This is a genomic window from Duganella levis (genome assembly GCF_009857605.1).
GTDB lineage: Bacteria > Pseudomonadota > Gammaproteobacteria > Burkholderiales > Burkholderiaceae_D > Rugamonas > Rugamonas levis.
In genome coordinates, this window is the sequence record NZ_WWCT01000023.1 from 43,210 (window position 1) to 64,235 (window position 21,026).

The window sequence follows — 21,026 nt, forward strand, 5'->3', positions numbered from 1 at the left end:
ATAATCCAGACAGGAGACTTAATGAATATAGGACAAACGCTCGACGTCCGGGCACACATCAACGCCAGGAAGATGAGCGGCTACCAGTGGCTGCTGCTCGCCCTGTGCTTCCTGATCGTGGCGACTGACGGCATGGATGTCGCCATCATGGGCTTCCTCGCACCGGACATCACCAAGGAATGGGGCATCTCGCGCGCCGCCTTCGGCGTCGTCATGAGCGCCGCCCCCATCGGCCTGGCCATCGGCGCGATTCTGGTCGGCCCGATGTCGGACCGCTTCGGCCGCAAGAAGCTGCTGCTGACTTCCGTCGCCTGGTTCGGCGCCTTCAGTGTGCTGAGCGCCTTTGCGCAGGACGTCACCACGCTGTCGCTGCTGCGCTTCGTCACCGGTCTCGGCCTCGGCGCCGCCATGCCTAACACCACCACCCTGCTGTCGGAATATGTGCCGGAGCGTTCACGCTCGACGCTGATCGCCATCATGTTCACCGGCTTTAATCTCGGCTCGGCGCTGGTGGGCTTTGGCGCGGCCGCTATCCTGCCGCACTACGGCTGGCGCGCGGTGCTGATCGCCGGCGGCGCGGTGCCGCTGCTTTGCCTGCCGGTGTACCTGCTGCTGATACCGGAATCGGTGCGCTTCCTGGTCGTCCGCAAATTCCCGACTGAGCGTATCGGCCGCACCCTGCGCCGCGTGGTCGGCGGCGAGGTGCCGTCCAACGTCAGCTTCACCATCAGCGAACCGCAAGTGACCGGCTCGCAGCCGGGCAAGGTGCTGTTGTCTTCCGCTTATCGCGCTACCACGCTGTCGCTGTGGGGCACCTACTTTATGGGCCTGCTGGTGATCTATCTGTTGAGCGGCTGGCTGCCGACCATGATCAAGGATGCCGGCCTGCCGATCGAACGCGCCGCCAACATCACCGCGCTGTTCCAGCTGGGTGGCACCGTCGGCGCGCTGCTGGTAGGCTATTTCATGGACCGCCTGTCGCCGAATAAAGTGATCTCCGCAGCCTATATGGGCGGCGCCATCTTCATCCTGTGCCTGGCCTCGGGCAGCGTAGAATCGTCCCTGTTCTCGGTGTTCGTGCTGCTGGCAGGCTTCTGCATGAGCGGCGCCCAGACCGGCCTGAATGCCTACGCGCCGTCGTGCTATCCAACCGTGGTGCGCGCCACTGGCGTCAGCTGGATGCAGGGCATGGGCCGCTTCGGCAGCATCTTCGGCTCCTTCGCCGGCGGCATGCTGCTGTCGATGGGCTGGGGCTTCAGCGCGGTGATCGCCATCCTGGCGGGACCGGCAACGCTGGCGGCCATCTTCATCATTGCGAATAAATTTGGTCAACGTACCGTAGCAGCTTAGGAACCATCATGGCAAACATCATCGGCGCCATCGCCTCATCCCACACTCCGACCATCGGTTTCGCACTGGACGCCAACAAGCAGCAGGACGCTGCGTGGGCGCCCATCTTCAAGGCCTATGAACCGGTGCAGCAATGGCTGGCGGAGAAGAAGCCGGACGTCATGCTGGTCATCTACAACGACCACGTTACCTCGTTCTTCTTCGACCACTACTCCGCTTTCTCGCTGGGGATCGGCGAAAGCTACCAAGCAGCCGATGAAGGCGGCGGCGCGCGCAAGCTGCCGGCCATCGCCGGCCACACCGGGCTGGCGCGCCACATCGGCCAGTCGCTGATGGCGGACGAATTCGATATGTCCTTCTTCCAGGATAAAGGACTGGACCACGGCTGCTTCTCTCCGCTGTCTATCCTGTGGCCGCACGAACAGCAATGGCCGGGCAAGATCGTGCCGCTGCAAATCGGCGTGCTGCAATTCCCGGTGCCGTCGGCGCGCCGCTGCTTCAAGCTGGGACAAGGCCTGCGCCGCGCGATTGAAAGCTATCCGGAAGACCTGAACGTGGTGCTGGTGGCCACGGGCGGCCTGTCGCACCAGGTGCATGGCGAGCGGGCTGGCTTCAACAACACGCCGTGGGACCACCAGTTCCTCGACCTGTTCGAGAACGATCCGGAAACGCTGCTCAACATGACCCATGCCGACTTCGCCCGCCTGGGCGGCTGGGAGAGTGCGGAAGTGGTGATGTGGATGGCCATGCGCGGCGCCATGTCGGCCAAGCTCAATTGTGTGCACCGCGAATACTACCTGCCATCGATGACCGGCATCGCGGTGGCGCTGTACGAAAACGCCGCGTCCACCGACCACGCGCTGAATGCAGCTGCCATCGAAGCGCACCGCGCCCACATCGCCCACCAGACCAAGGGCGTGGAAGAACTGCCAGGCACCTATCCGTTCACGCTGGAGACCAGCGTGCGCGCCTACCGCATCAACAAGTACCTGCACCAATTGGTCGATCCAGCCTTCCGCGACCAGTTCCGGGTAGCGCCGGAAGCGACCTACGATGCGGCCGGCCTCACGCCGCAAGAGCGCGACCTGATCACGCGCCGCGACTGGCGCGGCATGATCCGGTACGGCGTGATCTTCTTCCTGCTGGAGAAGCTGGGCGCCGTGGTGGGCGTCTCCAACCTGCACATCTACGCCGCCATGCGCGGGCAGTCGCTGGAAGACTTCCAGCAGACCCGCAACGCACCGGGCGCGCTGTACTCGGTCGGCTCAAGCGCCGCCTGGGACAAAAAATAAACTAAAACGAGGAGACTTAAATGAAGAAGACCATCTATGCTGCCCTGGCAGCAGCCATGAGCGTGGGCGCCGCCCACGCGCAAAGCAACGTCACCATGTACGGCATCATCGACGCCGCCGTGGAGTACTACAATAACGCCGACGCCGCCGGCAACAGCCTGACCCGCATGCCCAGCCTGGGTGGCGGCATGTTCCCGTCGCGCCTCGGCTTCCGTGGCACGGAAGACCTGGGCGGCGGCCTGAAAGCCATCTTCCAGCTGGAGAACGGCTTTGCGCCGGATACCGGAACGCTGGGCCAGAATCGCCTGTTCGGCCGCCAGGCCTGGGGAGGCCTGCAAGGCAACTGGGGCCAGGTGACGTTTGGCCGCAACTACAATATGCTGAATATTTCGACCTATGACGTCGACATCATCGGCCCGTCGCAATACGGTCTCGGTTCGCTGGACTCGTTCATTCCAAATGGCCGCAGCGACAACTCGGTCGCCTATCGCGGCACCTTCAGCGGCGTGACGGTCGGCGGCACCTATAGCCTGGGCCGCGACACTTCAGCGGCCGGCGGCCCAGCGGGCACCGGCTGCGCCGGCGAAAGCGCCACCGACGCCATCGCCTGCCGCGAATGGTCTGCGCTGCTGCGCTACGACGCGCCGGGCTACGCGCTGATCAGCGCCTATGACCGCATCTACGGCGGCGTTGGTGCAGCCAATGGCTTGAACAGCAGCGACAAGACCGACAGCCGCGCGCACGTCGCCTTCTTCCTCAAGCAGAACGACTGGAAGCTGGGCGTGGGCATCATCAACCGCAATAACGAAGGCTCGGCGACGCAGCCGCGCAGTAACCTGGTCTACATCGGCACGGCCTACAACGTTACGCCGTTCTTCACGCTGGATGGCCAGATCGCCAAGCTGGATTACCGCGCCACCAATAACGACTCGGCGCAGGTGCTGATACGCGGCGTGTATAACCTGTCCAAACGCAGCGCGTTCTACGTGGCGGCGGGCCGCATCAACAACAGCGGCACGGCGGCGGTGGCGTTGAGCGCCGGCGGTTCGGTCGGCGCGGGCCTCAACCAGACCGGCATCATCACCGGCATCAAGCACACCTTCTGACCGTTACAGGTCTTCGTGGTGGCCGGAAGCGCCCTGCTTCCAGTACGCCGAAATACGGGCCGCCTCGCGCGGGTGGCCCTTATCGACAAACACCGCATCGCGCACCTGCGCGGCCACCGACGCTTCACCCGCAAACCAGAAGAAGCCCTCGCCCGCAGGCAGCTGCAAGGCGCGGATGGCGGCCAGCAGCGCTTCCTGGCTGTCCAGCAGTTGCAGATCCACCTGCGCTTCGCTGCGGAACGGCAGCAAAGCCGCACTCTCCGCCGACACCAGCACCGTTACTTTCGCCTCGCGCGGCAGTTCTTCCAGGCGGCGGCGAATCGCCGGCAGCGCGGTCGCATCACCGGCCAGCAGGTGCCAGTCATAATCCATCGGGATAATCATCGAGCCGCGCGGGCCGGCGATCACCGCCGTCTGGCCCACGGCTGCCTGGCGCGCCCAGTCGGAGGCGGCGCCGGTGGCGTGCAGTGCAAATTCGATGGTCAGTTCGCCCGCCACATTGTCGTAGCTGCGCGGAGTGAAATCGCGCCGGTCTTCGTCACTCAACATGAATTTGACATGGTCGTCGTAGGAGGCCGAGACGAAATCGTGTAAGGTCTCGCCTTTGAATGTTACGCTGACATAGTCCGGAGCCAGATGCTGTACCTTGGCCACTTGCAGTTCCCGCCGTTTGATTTCGTGCCGCACGCGCTGAATTCGATTGCTCATCTTCCGCTCCTTAGTTGATAATGTCACCTATTATGACCAAACAAGTTAATAAAGTCAACCAATCGGAACAGGTGTTCGACGCCATCCACTCGATCATGCATTTGTTCCGCGCGCGCCAGCTGCGCGGCCTGCGCGACAATCCGCACGAGTTGACCCACATGGAATACAAGGCGCTGGGCTTCTTTTTCCGCCGTCCGGGCGCCACCCAAGGCGACCTGGTGGCTCACTCTGGCCGCGACAAGGCGCAGCTGGCGCGCCTGCTGAAAGGCCTGCGCGACAAGCAGCTGCTGGACGCCGCCGCCGATGAAGCGGACCGCCGCATCACCCGCCTGACCCTCAGCGCGGAAGGCCAGCGGATCTTTCACAACCTGCACGAATTGGGCGTGCAGGCCTCTTCCGCCGCCGTCACCGGCATGAACGCCGACCAGTTGACGCAATTACAAGGACTGTTGCAGCAGATCCGCGACAATCTGGAAGCAGACGACAAAATGTAGACCGTCTGTCGGCCTACTCTTACACAAACACAAGAGGCGCACCGATGTGGGGCATAGCTAGCTACGTTGATAATCAACGGACTAACTACCCCACTTATCGGGAATCTCATGTCACAGCTTGCGTATGCCGTCTCCGTCCCTGCCGTCGCCACCAGCGCCGCAGCGATCTACCGTTCACTTAACGCCGGTCCGCCGGATGACGCGGCGCTGGCCGACGCCCGCACCTTTTTAGGGCAGCGCCTCCAGGCCGCGCAGCAGCTGCGCGATGACCTGCCGGCCGATCCGCAGCAGCTGACGCCATGGATCGCCAGCCGCGCCTTCACCGTCGGCGTTGAATACCAGGCTTACCTGCAAGGCCGCCGCGAAGGCGCGCCGCGCCGCTATTTCAGCAATCAGGCGCACGCCCTGCACTTCCTCAAGCATGCGGCACCCACCAAACTGGTAGACGGCGCCTGGCTGTATGGCCTGCTGGCGCGCTGGGACGATCCCGACTTCCGCCCGCTGATCCAGACCTACCTGGAAGAACTGGGCGACGGCGTGCCGGAAAAGAACCACGTCCTGCTGTACAAAAAACTGCTGGCCGCGCACGACTGCGAAGACTGGCAGCAGCTGCCGGACACCTATTTCGAACAAGGCGCGATCCAGCTGGCGCTGGCCTATGACGCCGAACGCTTCCTGCCGGAGATCATCGGCTACAACCTCGGTTACGAACAGCTTCCGCTGCACCTGCTGATTACCGCCTATGAGCTGAATGAACTGGGCATCGATCCTTACTACTTCACGCTGCACATCACGGTGGACAACGGCAGCACCGGCCACGCGCACAAGGCGGTGCAGGCGCTGTTACAGCTGCTGCCGCGCTTTGGCGACAGCGCCAGCGTGTGGCAACGGGTGCAGAACGGCTATCGACTCAACGACCTTGGCGCCTGCACCACGTCGATTATCGAAGGCTTCGACCTGCAGGAAGAACTGGAAAACATCATGGCCGCCAAGGCCCACGCCGGCGCCAATATGCATTCCGACTACTGCCGTCTGGCCGGCCGCAGCATCAATGAATGGCTCAGCGATCCGCAGCAGATCCCGCAAATGCTGGCGGAACTGGAAAGCGCCGGCTGGATCCAGCGCGGCCAGCCGCCCGAGAACAGCCGCTTCTGGCGCCTGATCCAGAGCGAACGCGCCGAAATGTTCGGCGTCTTCAGCGCCTACGAACAGCAGGTGCTGCGCGACTGGATCGTCACGCCGCCGCGCGTGCCGAGCTTCCGCGCGCGCCAGCGCTCCCTGGACTCGCTCGGCCTGCACCAGACGCCACGCCATGGCGCATTGCGCGGCATCGTGCGCCACCACGCCAACGATGACGACACCAGTCCGCTGCGCCAGCTGGAACAACAAGTCGCCACGCTGGGCAGCAAGCAGGCCGCCGTGCAGCTGTTGCAAACGCTGATGACACCCGCCCAGCATCACCGCCCACTGGGCCTGATGGCGACCCGCATGTACCGACAACTGATCGCCTGACACATGAACCATACCGGTAGTTTAATGACCATCGGCGGTAACGAAGACCGCACCGATAACAAAGATGTGCTGCAAAAATTCGTTGAACTGGCAGGCGGCCCGCAAAGCCCGATCGTCGTCACCACGGCCGCCAGCACGGTGCCGGACGACGTCTGGGAAATGTACCGCATCGCCTTCGACGCGCTCGGCGCCACAGACGTCACCCATGTGCGCATCGACAGCCGCGCCGATGCCGACAACGACATGCTGGCGCTGAAGGTGGCGCAGGCACGCGGCGTATTCATGACCGGCGGCGACCAGAAACGGCTGATGGCCTTCGTGGGCGGCACCCAGATGGACCGCGCCATGCGCATGGCCTACCGCGAAAACAACGCCTGCATCGCCGGCACCAGCGCCGGCGCGTCCGGCATGTGCACCCATATGCTGGCCGAGGGTAAAGCCGAACTGGCGCCGGAAAAAGGCGCGGTGCGGCTCGGCGCTGGCCTGGGCTACGTCACCAGCGTCATCATCGACCAGCACTTCTCGCAACGCCACCGCCTCAACCGCCTGCTCAGCGTCATCGCGCAAAGCCCATTCCTGCTGGGCGCTGGTATTGACGAAGACACCGCGCTGATCGTCAAGGACCAGGGCATCGAGGTCGCCGGCAACGGTAGCGTCACCGTGGTCGATTGCCGCAACGCCGTCACCACCATCGCCGACATCGCGCGCGGCGACGTCCCGCAAATGCAGGACGTGCGGCTGCACCTGCTGCCATCCGGCACCCATTTTGCCAGTCCCGCCGAAGCGGGCGCGCTGGCCGATTTCATCCAATATTTAACCAACAGGACCTGATAGCATGAACATCGTTAAACAGCACGTACTCCGCGGCCCGAATCTGTACTCCAACCAGCCTTGCCTGCTGAACGTGATCGATCTGCAAGCGCTGCGCGATCACACCAGCACCAGCATCGAAGGCTTTAACCAGCAGTTGCTGGAACTGCTGCCGTCGCTGTACGACCACCGCTGCTCGGTGGGCCAGTACGGCGGCTTTGTGCAGGCTCTGAACAACGGTGCCAATCTGGCGCACGTGGTGGAACACGTAACGATCGCGCTGCAATGCCTGGCCGGCACGCCGACCTACCTGGGACGCACGCATGAAGTGCAGGACGCGCCCGGCCAGTACCGCGTGGTGTGTTCGTACGAATCGGAGCACGTGGCGATTGACGCCTGCGACCTGGCGATGTCACTGGTGCGCGGCCTTGCCACTGGCGCGCAAGGCCTGGCGCAGCAGCTGGAAGCCGGCGTGGCCGCGCTGCGCGACACCGCCGAACGTCATGCCATCGGCACCAGCACTGGCGCCATCCTGCGCGCAGCGATCCGCCAGGGCATTCCCTATCAGCGCCTGACCGAAGACGCCAATATGTTTCTGCTCGGCTGGGGCGCGCAGCAGAAACGCCTGCAAGCCACCATTACCGGCGACACCAGCCACATCGCCGTCGACATCGCGTCGGACAAGCAGTTGACCAAGGCACTGTTGCAGGAAGCAGGCGTGCCGGTGCCGGAAGGCGTGAGCGTGCGCACGCTGGAACAGGCGCTGCGCGCCGCCCGCGAGCTGGAAGGCCTGGTCACCGTCAAGCCATTGGACGGCAATCACGGACGCGGCGTGACCACGCGCTGCGGCACACCGGACGAAGTGCAACTGGCGTTTGAACGCGCACGCGAACATGGCCGCACCATCATCATTGAACGCTACATTCCCGGCGACGACTACCGCATCCTGGTGGCCGGCGAACGTGTAGTCGCCGCCGCCCTGCGCCGCCCTGCCGCAGTCATTGGCGATGGCGAATCGACGGTGCGCCAGCTGGTGGAGCAGGAAAACCGCAATCCGGCACGCGGCGAAGGCCACACCAATATCCTGACCCGCATTCCGCTGGACGGCCACGCCGAAACCACGCTGGCTGCGCAGGACCTCAACTTCGACAGCGTGCCGGAAGCCGGACTACGCGTAGTCATGCGCGGCAACGCCAACCTGTCCAGCGGCGGCACCGCCGAAGACGTCACCGGCAAGCTGCCGCCGGAAACGCTGGACATGTGCGTGCGCGCCGCCCGCAAGATCGGCCTGGACGTGGCAGGCATCGACCTGGTTTGCGAGGACATTTCACAGGTGCTGGACGGCCGCAATGGCGCGGTGATCGAGATTAACGCCGCGCCGGGCATTCGTATGCACGAATATCCCAGCGCCGGCGTGCCGCGCGACGCCGGCGCCGCCATCGTCGAATCCATGTTCGGCAACCAGGACGGCCGCATTCCGGTAATCGCGGTCACCGGCACCAACGGCAAGACAACCACCACGCTGATGATCGAACACACACTGCGCCAGGCCGGCATTACCACCGGCTGCACCACCAGCGAAGGCGTCTACATTAACGGTACGACGGTCAAGCGCGGCGATTGCAGCGGCTACTGGTCGGCACGCACCGTTCTGTCGGCGCCGGAAGTGGAATTCGCGGTTCTGGAAACGGCGCGCGGCGGCATCTTGAAACGCGGCCTGGCGTTCGACCGTTGCGACGTGTCGGTGCTGCTGAACGTCAGCGAAGACCATATCGGCCTGGAAGGCGTGGAGACGCTGGAAGACCTGGCGGCGGTCAAGGGCGTAGTGCTGCAAGCCGCCTCGCGCGCTGTGGTGCTGAATGCAGAAGATGCACGTTGCTGCGCCATCGGCGCAAGTCTGGACGAAAAAGTGGAACGCATCTACTTCAGCTGCGACGCCCAGCATCCGGCACTGCTGGAACACCTCCGCGACGGCGGCCGAGCGACCTGGCTGGAAGATGGCGCGCTGATCGCGTCCGATAGCGACGGCCAGCGCCACGTTCTGCTGGATGCAGCCGAGATGCCGTCCACGCTGGGCGGCTGCGCGCGGCACAACATCGCCAATGGCCTGGCGGCGGCGGCGGCTCTGATGGCCAGCGATCTGGGTAACGGCGCGATTGCGGCTGGCCTGCGCAGCTTCGTCTCCGACGCGCGCCACAATCCGATGCGCGCCAATCTGTACGACGTCAACGGCGTGCGGGTGATCGTGGACTTTGCCCACAATCCGGCAGCATTTGGTGCGCTGGCCTCCACCGCGCGCGCCATGACGCAAGGCCGCACCGTGGCCGTTGTCACCTCGCCCGGCGACCGGCGTGAAAGAGACTTCCAGCAGATTGGCCAGATTTGCGGCAGCGGCTTCGATACCACCGTGTTTTATGAATGGCCAGCGGAACATCGTGGCCGCGAAGCAGGCCAGCGCGCCGCCATGATGCAGTCGGCAGCACATGCCGCGCGTGGAGACGCCGGTGGCGTGTTGCTGGAGGCTGATCCGGCACAAGCCTTGCGTCTCGGCCTGTCGCAATGCCGCGCTGGCGATGTGCTGGTGTATGCCTGCGGTTCGTCGGTGTCGGAGCTGGTGGATGCGCTGCGACCGGTCGATCCGGTCAGCGCGGCGCGCATCGACGCCACGCTGGTGTAACCCAACGAAAATGGCCCGCAACTGCGGGCCATTTTCCCATTAAGCGGCGGGCGCCGCCTGCTGTTCCAAACGCGCCGCCGCCGGCGCATCTATAGCGCGAATGGCGTCAATCAGTGTCGCCACTTCGGTCCCGCATGCAAATACCAGTACGTCGCCAGGCCGGCAAGCAAGATAGGCTTCCTGCACCGCAGCCGCCGCATGGTCATAAGTGTGAATCGCAGCGCCTCCAGATGCACGCGCGCCGTCGGCGATAATTTGCGCGGCCTCGCCGTGCGCACGGCCGCGCGAAGTCGACTCGTAGACAAACAATTCATCGAAATGCGCGGCGCACGTAGCGCCAGTGCGGGTCAGGTCGGCATCCCGGCGGTCGCCTGGCGACGTCACCACCGCCAACACGCGGCCTGGCGCCTGGCCGGTGGCCTTGCTTTGCCCCTGCCCTTGCGCCAGTCCGCGCGCCAGCGTTGCCAGCGCCGCGTAAGCCGCCGGGTTGTGCGCGTAATCCAGCACGATAGTCATCGCGCCCAGTTCAAACACATTCGATCGCAAAGGATTAGTGGCTGCATTGGACTCGAAGCTGGATAGGCCGGCGCTGATCTGCATCACCGTGAAACCGCTGGCCGCCAACGCTGCCGTCGCCGCCAGGCTGTTGGCGATGTTGTAGCGCGCCAGCCCGCCACTGGTGGCGGGAATATGCGTTGCCGGCATCACGCGCTGACGCACCTGGCGCTGGCTCAACATGATCACCTCATTCTCCAGCCACACCGCGTCGCCGCCATGCGCCAGATGTGCCAGCAGCACCGCGTTGTCCGGCTTCATGGAGAAGTAGACCGCGCGCGCGCCGGGCGCCAGACGCGCCCGCGCGGCGACGCAGTGCGCATCGTCGGCATTCAGCACTGCGGTATCGGCGGCGCTCACCACCAGCGACTTCACCCGCGCCAGCTGCTCCACCGTGTCCACGCCGTCCATGCCAAGATGATCGTCGGAGACGTTCAGCATCACGCCCACGCTGCAACGGTCATACGCCAGTCCGCGCTTCAGCAGGCCGCCGCGCGCCGTTTCCAGCACGGCGAATTCGGTTTGCGGCGACGCCAGCACGGCCCGATGCGACCAGTAACCGGTGCAATCGCCTTCGCCATATAGATCACCGGCCACGGTGATGCCCTGCGTGCTGGCGCAGCCGGTGCGGAAGCCCGCCAGCTGCACCGCATGCGCGATCATCAGCGTGGTGGTGGTCTTGCCGTTGGTGCCAGTGATGCCGATGACGGGAATGCGTCCCTTGGCCGGATCGGTGTGCAACGCGCGCAGCAGCCCATGCTGCTCGTGACTCAGCGGCGGTGCAGCCAGCACGGCATCCACCTTCGGCGCGCGTCGGCCCGGCAGCAGGTCGACTTGCGCGTGAGTCAGTCCCAATGTGACGGCGGCGCGCTGGGCGACACTGCGTACCGCCGGATCGGGGTGCTGGGCCTCGCCGTTGAGTACCTGCACGCGCAGGCGTTCGCCCGGTTGCCGCTGCGGAGCGTGGAAATCTTCGGCCGGCACGTCAAGCTGGGCTTCGATCAGCAAGGACCGCATCAGTTGCCGCTCGTGCAGCAAGGTGTTGGTGAGCAGCCGGTTGTCATCGTCGGCGTGCGCCAGATAGCGCCACTGGCGCTGGCCCCAGCCCAGGCGTAGCAAGCCGGCATGTTCGCTGATGCGCTGCACCGGGATGCCTAGTGCGCTGGCCTCACGCAGCACCGCTTGCGCGGCGGGTGGCAGTTGCATGGATGCGGCCAGTGCTCGCAGCGACGCCACTGCCGCCGGCACGTCTGGCGCTTCTCCGCGCCCGGTCGCGGCAATCAGGTCGGCCGCAGCGGTCAGCGCTGCCTGCCCCATATGCTCCAGCGTGTACTCCACCACCACCCGCCAGCGCACCGCAATGCCGCCGCCAGCTTCATTGACCATCGTGTTGTCCGCCAACTCCGCGTGCATGAATGTCACCGCTTCGCCGCAAGCCTGTTGCAGGAAGCGCGCCGTGTAGGCGAGCTGCTGGCCGGCTTCCGCCAGCGGCGATTCAATCACCGCGACGACGCACGGCATAGGACTGTATAGATTAGCGCCGCGTAGCAGGCGTTGTTGCAGTATCCGCATGTTCACACATCCTTGCTGGCGACCAGCCACACCGCCGCGATGCGCTCAACGCCGGTGTATGCAGGCGTTTCCAGTTCTTCGCCAAACACGTCGGGATCGATTTCTTCATAGGTCCAGCGCAGGCCTGCTTCTTCCAGCATTGCCGTGGCTTGGCGCAGGAATGCGTCTTCGCCGTCTTCCATCGCCACGCCGGCATACAGCCACAGTGCGCCGCCATGCGCCAGCCGCACAATCGCCGCCTGCACGATTTGCAGCGACAGGCCGGCGCCGAGCTTACCTCCGCCGTGCCGGTATGCGCGCTCCGCTGCATCTAGCAGATACGGCGGGTTGGCGACGATCAGGTCAAACAGGCCGTCCACCTGCGTCAGCAAATTGCTGTGATGCGCACTGGCGTTTTCCACGCCGGCCAAATGGATATTGACGTCGGCCAGCGCCAGCGCGCGGTCATTGATGTCGACCGCCAGCACCTCGGCCTGCGGGAAGCGGCGCGCCAGCGTGATTGCACCGACGCCGCTGCCGCAGCCGATATCGGCGATGCGTCGCAGCGGATCGGCAGCAGGCGCCGGCGTTTGCTCCATGGCGCGCACGAAGCGGCAGGTGTCAGGGCCGAAGAACACCGCGTCCGCCTGCGTGGTGGGATAAGCTGAGTGGAACAGCCACTCGCCGGCCAGCGTCGACATCCGGACGGTACTGCGCAGCAGTCCGTCCTGCTCCTCCAGCACGCCGGCGGCGCGCATGCAGGCCAGCAGTTCATCGTCGATGGCGGCTGCGGTAAACGGTCGGCTCCAGCCGAAGATGTCGCGCAGGGTTGATTGTTCCGGCGCGAAGGGACGCGCCAGCACGCGCGACTGCGTTGCCGGCGTGACGGTGGTGAACTGGTATTTACGCGCGCGCAGCGCGGCGCCAAGCGCCAGCAACGCCTGATGTTGAACGGCAGTCAGAAACGGGGTGGTCACAAAGGCTCCTATGAAACCTTGATAGTGACGCACACCGTTGGCGGCTTGGGTGCGCTAGCGCACGTTGCAACGCAATCGCTAGAGGACCTTGAGCGTACGAATCAGATCACTCAGCCGATACGGCTTGGCGATCAGCTCAAAGTTGCCGATGTCCGGCATCTGGTCGCCCAGCGCTGCCTTGACGTAGCCGGAAGCCAGCACGATTTTCAAATCGGGGACTTCCTTGCGCGCGATCTGGCCGAGTTCAACCCCGCTCATGCCGGGCATGACCACATCGCTGAACAGGATGGAGATGCCAGGGTTGAGCCGCAGCGTCTCCAGCGCCTGCATGCCGTTATCGGCCGACAGCACTTCATAACCCAGGTGCGTGAACAGGCTGATGGCGGTTTCCAGCACCTCCGGCTGGTCGTCCACCAGCAGCACCTTCTCGGCTGGGCCTTTGGTATCATCGACCGGTCCTTGCCGGCGCACTGCCGGGAAATACATCGATACCGTGGTGCCCTCGCCCAGTTGCGATTCCAGCGTCAGCGCGCCCTGGCATTGCTGCATCAAGCCATACACCTGGCTCAGGCCAAGGCCGGTTCCCTTGCCGATTTCCTTGGTGGTGAAGAACGGTTCGACCGCGCGCTTGATCACTTCCGGCGTCATGCCGACGCCCCGGTCCCTGACCACCACGCGCACGTAGCAGCCGGCCGGCAGCCGCTCGATCTGCGCCTCGGTCAGGGCGACGGCCGACAGCTCCATCAGCACTTCGCCGCTGCCATCCATCGCATCGCGCGCGTTGACCACAAGGTTGAGCAACGCTGACTCGAACTGCGTCGGATCGAGCATGGCTTGTGGCAGGTCGTTTTCAAGTTGCAGATGCAGGCGCATGTCGTCCGGCAGCGCGCGCCGCAGCACCGACTCGAACGAGCGGATCACGCGCGCGACGTCGTGCGGGTCCTGACGCAATGGCTGCTGGCGCGCGAAGGCAAGCAACTGCTGGGTCAACGAGGCGCCGCGCTGGGCTGCGCGCGACATAGTGTCGATCGACTTGCTGTGCATCGCCGGATCGCGCGACATGCGCAGCAGTTCCAGCCCGTTCATGATCACGTTCAGCAGGTTGTTGAAATCGTGCGCGATGCCGCCGGTGAGTTTACCGATGGCTTCCAGCTTCTGCGACTGGAACAGCGCCTCGCGCGCGTGCTCCAGCTCTTCCGCTGCCACGCGCCGTTCGGTGATATCGCGCGTGATCTTGGCAAAGCCCAGCAGTTCTCCGGCCGGATCGACAATCGGGTCGATCACCACGCTGGCCCAGAAACGGCTGCCGTCCTTGCGCACGCGCCAGCCCTCGTCCTCAAACTTGCCGGTACTGCGCGCCAGCTCCAGCGCATAGGCGGGACGGCCGGCGGCGCGATCTTCCTCGGTATAGAACATGGAGAAGTGGCGGCCGATGATTTCGTCGGGCGGATAGCCTTTGAAGCGCTGCGCGCCGGCGTTCCAGGTGACCACCACGCCTTCGGGAGACAGCATGTAGATCGCGTAGTCGGTCACGCCCATGATGAACTGGCGGAACCGTTCGGCTTCTATCGCATCTACATTTGGCTGAACACTGTGCATGACTTCCTCGATTGCTCTTATCATCCGATTTTACTAGAGAGACATGAAAACACGCACACAATCTCGTGTCCTGGACAAACCAGCTCATCCGGGGCCAACGTTGTTTTTGCTTTGCGCTTGATCAAGCGCATGCCGGCTGGGATGGCGCTGGCTACACTGGCCGGATTGCCGTTGCCGGGTGGCCGCCATGCGCGTGTGCATAACAATCGATACGGAGTTCAGCATCGCCGGGGCGTTTGCCGATCCGGCGCGGCGGCCGGTGGGCGCGCAGATGGTGCGTTGCGAGGTCGGCGGACGGTCGCAGGGACTGGATTTTCTGCTCGATTGCTTCCGCCGGCATGGCGTGCAGGCGACGTTTTTTGTGGAGACGGCGCAACGGTATTACTTCCGCGATGATCCGATGCGCGTGCTGGCGACGAAAATCGCCGCCGCCGGCCATGAGGTACAGCTGCATGTGCATCCCTGCTGGGCCGTGTTCCAACATGCGGACTGGCCGCAACGCGTGCGCCAGCAGCCGCGCCAGGATGACTTGGCCGGGCGCGATGTGGCGTCGACGTTGGCGCTGCTGCGGCACGGCCAGGCCACGTTTGCAGACTGGGGCTTGCCGGCGCCGCAGGTCTTCCGCGCCGGGAATCTGCAATATGACGACAACCTGTTTCGCGCGCTGGCGGCGGTGCGGATTCCGTATAGCTCCAATATAGGCCTGGGCGTCTACAACGCCGGACTGACGTCGTATCAGCTCTACGCGGGGAGGCATCGGCGGCATGGTGTGCTGGAGTGTCCCGTGCTGAGTTACCGCGACCGTGGCACGCATTTGAAATCTCTGGCGGTGTCCAGCACCACCTTTGCCGAGATGCGCGCGCTGCTGGAGCAGGCGTATGCGGCGGGTCTGGAGATGGTGGTGATCCTCACCCATCCATTCGAGTATGTGCAAAGCGGTGACGAGGGATTTTCCCAATTGCGGCGACACGCGCTCAATCAGGCGCGCATGGAGCGGCTGTGCGCTTACCTTGCGGCGCATGCCCAGCGCTTCCAGGCATGCGGCATGGCGGCTGCGGCCAGCCAGCCACTGACAGCCGTCTCATCGCGCAATCCACTGCTGCGAGTTCGCGCATGGCGTGCCGTCTGCCGCATCGCGACGCAAGCCATCTATGACCGTTATGGCCGATGGGCGCAGGTGCTCGACGGCGCTATTGCGAGGCTGCGCATGGACCGGCAGCATGGAACGTGGCGCGGCGCGGTGCGGGCCTGGCTGGCGCGGATCGATTTGCACGGCGGACGGCTGGCGGCGTTTCAACTTCAGCATCCGGACCGCGTGCGGCGCGTGGTGTTTGTCTGCCTGGGGAATATATGCCGCAGCGCTTATGCGCAGCGCGTGGCGGAGCGTCTCGGTATGCACGCGGTTTCTATAGGCCTTTCCACCACTACCGGCGCGCCTTCCCCCGAATCCGCCCTGCGCGCAGCGGAACGCGGCGGCGAAGATTTGTCCGCACACCGCGCGACAGATATCCGTGACTTTGACATACAGCCTGGAGACCTGTTGGTGGCAATGGAAGTCCGTCATGCGCAAGAACTTCAGAATCGCCTGATCGCCCGCCACGATATCCAGATCGCGCTGCTGGGACTCTGGTGCGATCCGCCCACTCCACACCTGCACGATCCCTACACGCTGAGCGACGCCTACTTCGACCAGTGCTTCGCGCGCGTGCGACAGGCGGTCTATGGCCTGCACCGTACCCTGGCACGGAGCGGCGCATGAACCGGTCGTTTTCGATTTACCTCGACCTGGTGCGCATCATCAGCGCGCTGCTGGTGGTGCTGTATCACTCCAACATCCGCCTGCTCAGCGTGGACAAGCTGCCGCTCAGCACCCACGGCCACGCGGCGGTGATTGTATTCTTCGTCCTTTCCGGCTACGTGATTGCTCACATCACCAGCACGCGCGAAAATACGCCGCTGGAATACTGGTCGAGCCGCCTGGCGCGCTTTTATTCGCTTGCGCTGCCCGCTGTGCTGCTCACGCCTCTGCTGGATAGCCTTGGCGAAGCGATGGCGCCGCAGTTCTATGGCGACCGCACCACGCACGATCTGGCCTGGCTGCGCATCCTCACCAGCCTGGCCTTCCTCAACGAGGTATGGACACTGTCGATCATGTCCTTCTCCAACGTGCCGTATTGGTCGCTGTGCTATGAATTCTGGTACTACGTGCTGTTTGCCATTCTCACCTTCACGCGCGGCCGGAAGCGCGTGCTGTGGTGCGCAGCGGCGGCGCTGCTGATCGGGCCCAAGATCCTGCTGCTGGCGCCTGTGTGGGCCACTGGCGTGCTGCTGCATCGCTGGACTACCTTGCAGCGCATCGGCCGTGGTGCTGGTGCTGTGCTGCTAGCCGGCTCCTGCATCGGCTATGCGCTGTTCCATCATTATCAGCTAACGGAGGCAGGCAGCGCGTGGCTGCGCCAGATCGTTGGCGCGCATTGGCATCAGCAGTTTGCGTTCTCGCGCTATTTTATGACGGACTATCTGCTGGCGATCATCGTCGCCTGTCATTTCGTCGGCGTGCGCGCGCTGGCGCCGTCACTGGAACGACTGGCGCCGCTGGTGCGGCCGCTGGCGGCCTACACGTTCAGCATCTACCTGCTACACCAGCCGCTGATTCAGTTCTACGCAACGCTATTCAACGGCGATCCGACCGGGCCGTGGTTCTACATCGTCACCATGCTGGCGGTGTTTGCCAGCATATATGCCATCGGCACGCTGACCGAGCAGCAGCGGCATCATTGGCGACGGGCGATACACCGGCTACTGGCCTCTCCCGCGCCGCAGCCGCTACCGGCGGTGGTGCTGGGCATCGATACGCCAATCGGCCTGGCCATCATCCGCGATCTTGGCCGGCATGGCGTCAACGTAGTTGGCATTGCCCGCAGCGCGCAGGCGCTGGGACTCGGCTCGCGCTATTTGCATCGCGGCGTGGTGCGGGCGGACGATGTGATCGCCCAACTGCACCAGCTTGGCAAGGAGATTGGTCCGGCCGCGCTGTTCGCCATTTCGGAGGCCGATATTGTGATGCTGAACCAGGCGCGCGATGCGCTGCCCGGATATCGCATGATGTTTGCCGACGCCACCCGCATGGAGCGCGTGCTGCGCAAGGAGCTTACCTACGCGGCGGCGGCGGACGTAGGCATATTCGTGCCACGCACCTGGCATCCGGCATCGATCGCGCAGGCCGATGAAGCTGCGCAGGAGGCGCGCTATCCCGCTGTGCTGAAATGGGCCGATCCAAACGCTATAGCGCCGTTACTGCGCCAGGCCGGCATGGCGCTCGAGAAGGTGCAGCACTGCGACGACGCCCAAACGCTGACGGCCGCCCTGCGGCGCTATCAAGTGACGGGGCGCTATCCCATGGTGCAGGAATACTGCGATGGCTACGGCCTGGGACAATTCGTGTTGATGAAGGATGGCGAGGCGTTGTATCAGTTCCAGCACAGGCGCCTGCATGAGTGGCCGCCGGAGGGCGGCACCTCGACGCTGTGCGTATCGACGCCTGTTTCGCAGCAGCTGATGCGGCAGTCAGTCGCCCTGCTGCGCGTATTGGAGTGGGAAGGCGTGGCGATGGTCGAATATCGTTATGATCCAGCCACCGGGCGCGCGGCGCTGATGGAGGTGAATGGCCGCTTCTGGGGCAGCCTGCCGCTGGCCTGTCACGCGGGTGCCAGCTTTCCGTGGTACTGCTATCAGGCGCTGGGCCTTCAGCAGCCGATTGCGGCCGGTCCGTATCGCGCTGGCATGCGCTGCCGCTTCATGACAGCGGAGACGCGCCGCCTGCTGCATCTGCTGATGCGGCCCTCGCCGCAGACCAGCCGCTGGCGCGCACTGGCGGAGTACCTGACCGAATTCCTGCGTCCCGGCGCCTGCTACTTCGTCCACGACTGGCGCGATCCAATGCCGCTGTGGCGCGACCTGCGCCACAGCGTATTACAGCGGTTGCTCCAACAGCGCTACCTGAACAAGGCAAAGTGACTTATTTACCAATCACCTTCACCAGGCCAGCCGCCGACTTGACCAAGCCGGCATCGCCGCCACTGGCACTCAGCTTGCCGGATGCGTCATCCCACTTCAGCTGCGTCACGGTCGACTTGCCCTTCTCGTAGTCATAGCTCACGCCATCGTCGTCATACAGGCGGAACTCGCCGCTCTTGCCCGGATAAACGTTGATCGCAGCGATGCCCTGCTTGGTCGCCGTCGACTGCACCTCGGCGCCAATCGGCACAATCGAACCAGCCTTCACAAACACCGGAATCTGGTCGATCGGCGCAGCCACCTTGACCCAACGTCCGCCGGACAGCTTCTCGTTGGTCCAGAAGTTATACCAGTCCGCGCCGGCCGGCAGGTAGACATCCTTCTCCGTCTGGCCCTGCTCCGTCACCGGCGCCACCAGGAAGGCCGGACCAAACATATACTGCGTGCCGATATTGGCCACGTTCGGATCGTTGGGGAAGTCCATCCACAAAGGACGCATGAACGGCGCGCCGGTATCGTGCGTGAACTTGGCCTGCGAGTAGATGTAAGGGATCAGCTGATAACGCAGCGTATCGTAGCGCGCCATCACGGCTTCCGCCTGTTTGCCGAAGGACCAGATCTCGGCTTCCTTGCGGTCACCGTGCAGGCGCAGCGTCGGCAGGAATGTCCCGTACTGGAACCAGCGCGTCAGCAGCTCCGGATAGTCGTGGTTATTGCCGACCACATTGCGGGCATCCGACGGGTCCAGCAACGGCGGTTTGACCGCGCTGCTTTCCGCCGCCAGCTTCTGCCAGCCGCCGATATCGTTGCCCCAGTAAGCGATGCCGGACGCCGTCATGTTCAGGCCAGTCGGGATCTGGCGCGTCAGCGCTTCCCACGTCGGCTGGATGTCCGAAGACCAGAACAAGGCGCCGGTGCGCTGCGAACCCAGATAAGCGGCGCGCGACAGGATCAGCACCCGCTTGTTCGGCTTCCAAGCGCGCATGTTCTCGGCCACGCCTTCCACATGCATCAGCGGGAACAGGTTGTGATAGCGGTCGCCCGAACCGATCGAATAGAAGAAACCATCCGGCACCAGATCCGGCTCGGTCTCGTCCAGCCAAGGGTAATCGAAGCCCTGCGACAGGATATTGTCGCGCGCCTTCTCCCAGAACCATTTGCGGGCCGCTGGATTGGTCGGATCGATCAGGCCACCGGTGCGGTCGGAGCGGAACGGCAGGCCATCGACGGTCTTGCCGTCCTTGTCCTTCAACAGCAGGCCTTTGTTATCCAGCTCATTGAAATAGCGGCCCGAGGTTTCGTAGCGCGGCCAGATCGAGATGATCGACTCCATGCCCATATCGTGCAGTTGCTTGTTCATCGCCTTCGGATCGGGGAACTGCGCCGGATCGATATCCATCTGGCCCATGCGGGTCCAGTAGAACCAGTCCACCACCATCACATCCAGCGGATACTTCTTCTGCCGATAGGTATTCGCCACGCGCAGCACTTCCTGTTGGCTGTCGTAGCGGGCTTTCGACTGAATCAGGCCAAAGGCGGATTTTGGCGGAATCGGCGTCTTGCCGGTCACGCGTGCATAGCCCGAGTAAATCTCTTCCGGCGTTGAACCGGTGATGACGAAGAAGCTGACGCGCTCCCCCACATTCGACTGGAACGCCGTGCGGCCATTGACGCCAGCGATGAAGCGCGTGGCCGACGGGTTGTCCCACACGATGCCATAGCCCTTAGACGACACCATGAACGGCACGCACACCGTCTCGCCGGCCGGCGCATCGTACCAGTGCTTGCAATCGAGGACGCGGCCGCGCAGATCCAGCGCGCCGAGCGACTCCTGGTTCTGGCCCATGCCGTAGTAATGCTCGTCGCGCGCCACCGAGAACGAGGCGCCGACCTGGAAGGTCTTTTCGGTGTTGACGGTCTGCGGCGACATCTCCCAGCCGTTCATGCTGACGACGGTCTCGCCCTTGGCGTTCAACACCTGCAGGCCAACCGGCGCCAGCGACGGCGCGAAATACTTCTGGCCCTGCGTCGGCACGGATGGCGGCGGCGACGGATTGACGCGCACCGTCATCGCCGACGAAGTGAAGACGTCGCCGTCCTTGCCGCCGTTGTGGCGGAAGGCGCTGTTGTCGGCGTTCTTCGGCAGCACGCCGTAGCCTGGGCCTTTCAGCACCTGGTCTTTATCGACGGCGATCGTCACGTGGACGACATTGGGGCCGTATGCTTCAATCGAAACGTAGGCGCCGTCGCGGTCCAGGGTGGCGATAGGCGCGGCAAGCGCGGAGGAGGACAACACAAAAATCGATGCGAGCGCGGTGAATACCGACGTGTGGGCGAGCAGTCTCATAATCCTCTCTTTATGTGGAGATGTGCCAGCA

The 21,026-nt window shown here is 64.1% G+C and carries 15 protein-coding genes; 9 read left to right on the top strand and 6 right to left on the bottom strand.

The window, feature by feature from the left end; genetic code table 11:
- The first annotated feature begins 21 nt into the window (after positions 1-21).
- From GTP69_RS23790 to GTP69_RS23800, 3 genes are read left to right on the top strand one after another with little or no spacing between them, the layout of a single operon-like run.
- Complete coding sequence (locus GTP69_RS23790; protein WP_161057199.1) at positions 22-1,350, top strand: MFS transporter; 1,329 nt, start codon at positions 22-24, stop codon at positions 1,348-1,350.
- 8 nt (positions 1,351-1,358) lie between these two features.
- The gene (locus GTP69_RS23795) at positions 1,359-2,642 is read left to right on the top strand and encodes a gallate dioxygenase (protein WP_161057200.1); all 1,284 of its coding nucleotides are present in this window, start codon (positions 1,359-1,361) and stop codon (positions 2,640-2,642) included.
- Positions 2,643-2,662: 20 nt separating this feature from the next.
- Complete coding sequence (locus tag GTP69_RS23800) at positions 2,663-3,748, top strand: porin (protein WP_161057201.1); 1,086 nt, start codon at positions 2,663-2,665, stop codon at positions 3,746-3,748.
- Positions 3,749-3,751: 3 nt separating this feature from the next.
- Here GTP69_RS23800 and GTP69_RS23805 read toward each other — a convergent pair whose 3' ends face one another.
- Positions 3,752-4,456 carry a siderophore-interacting protein gene (locus tag GTP69_RS23805; protein ID WP_161057202.1) on the bottom strand — a complete coding sequence of 235 codons (705 nt, stop codon included), beginning with the start codon at positions 4,454-4,456 and terminating at the stop codon, positions 3,752-3,754.
- A gap of 32 nt (positions 4,457-4,488) precedes the next feature.
- Between GTP69_RS23805 and GTP69_RS23810 the strand changes: the two genes are divergently transcribed.
- The 4 genes from GTP69_RS23810 (at position 4,489) to cphA (ending at position 9,949) form a co-directional block, all read left to right on the top strand.
- Positions 4,489-4,950, top strand: a complete 462-nt coding sequence (locus GTP69_RS23810; protein WP_161057203.1) for a MarR family winged helix-turn-helix transcriptional regulator — start codon at positions 4,489-4,491, stop codon at positions 4,948-4,950.
- A 108-nt stretch (positions 4,951-5,058) separates the two neighbouring features.
- Positions 5,059-6,462 carry an iron-containing redox enzyme family protein gene (locus GTP69_RS23815; protein WP_161057204.1) on the top strand — a complete coding sequence of 468 codons (1,404 nt, stop codon included), beginning with the start codon at positions 5,059-5,061 and terminating at the stop codon, positions 6,460-6,462.
- A gap of 3 nt (positions 6,463-6,465) precedes the next feature.
- Positions 6,466-7,293: a cyanophycinase gene (locus GTP69_RS23820; protein ID WP_229261128.1), complete on the top strand. Its 828-nt coding sequence runs from the start codon at positions 6,466-6,468 to the stop codon at positions 7,291-7,293.
- A 4-nt stretch (positions 7,294-7,297) separates the two neighbouring features.
- Entirely contained in the window at positions 7,298-9,949 is a 2,652-nt protein-coding gene (gene cphA, locus GTP69_RS23825; RefSeq protein ID WP_161057205.1) for a cyanophycin synthetase, read from the top strand.
- Positions 9,950-9,988: 39 nt separating this feature from the next.
- On the opposite strand, the gene GTP69_RS23830 is transcribed toward cphA, so the two are convergent.
- The 4 genes from GTP69_RS23830 to GTP69_RS31880 form a co-directional block, all read right to left on the bottom strand.
- On the bottom strand, positions 9,989-12,076 hold the full coding sequence (locus GTP69_RS23830) for a Mur ligase family protein (protein ID WP_161057206.1): 2,088 nt from the start codon (positions 12,074-12,076) through the stop codon (positions 9,989-9,991).
- Between the two features lie 2 nt (positions 12,077-12,078).
- Positions 12,079-13,032 (bottom strand): methyltransferase, encoded by a 954-nt coding sequence (locus tag GTP69_RS23835; protein ID WP_371868085.1) that lies wholly within the window; start codon positions 13,030-13,032, stop codon positions 12,079-12,081.
- Between the two features lie 78 nt (positions 13,033-13,110).
- A complete protein-coding gene (locus GTP69_RS23840) occupies positions 13,111-14,631 on the bottom strand; it encodes a PAS domain-containing hybrid sensor histidine kinase/response regulator family protein (protein WP_161057207.1) in 1,521 nt (506 codons plus the stop codon).
- Positions 14,632-14,782: 151 nt separating this feature from the next.
- A complete protein-coding gene (locus tag GTP69_RS31880; protein WP_371868087.1) occupies positions 14,783-15,085 on the bottom strand; it encodes a hypothetical protein in 303 nt (100 codons plus the stop codon).
- A gap of 753 nt (positions 15,086-15,838) precedes the next feature.
- On the opposite strand from GTP69_RS31880, the gene GTP69_RS31885 reads away from it, so the two are divergent.
- Entirely contained in the window at positions 15,839-16,390 is a 552-nt protein-coding gene (locus GTP69_RS31885) for an arsenate reductase/protein-tyrosine-phosphatase family protein (protein WP_161057270.1), read from the top strand.
- Entirely contained in the window at positions 16,387-18,648 is a 2,262-nt protein-coding gene (locus GTP69_RS23850) for an acyltransferase family protein (protein ID WP_161057208.1), read from the top strand. Before GTP69_RS31885 ends, GTP69_RS23850 begins: the two co-directional genes overlap by 4 nt.
- Position 18,649: 1 nt before the next feature.
- Here the strand turns inward: GTP69_RS23850 and GTP69_RS23855 are convergent, their stop codons facing one another.
- On the bottom strand, positions 18,650-20,995 hold the full coding sequence (locus tag GTP69_RS23855; RefSeq protein WP_161057209.1) for a glycoside hydrolase family 31 protein: 2,346 nt from the start codon (positions 20,993-20,995) through the stop codon (positions 18,650-18,652).
- Positions 20,996-21,026 lie beyond the last annotated feature (31 nt).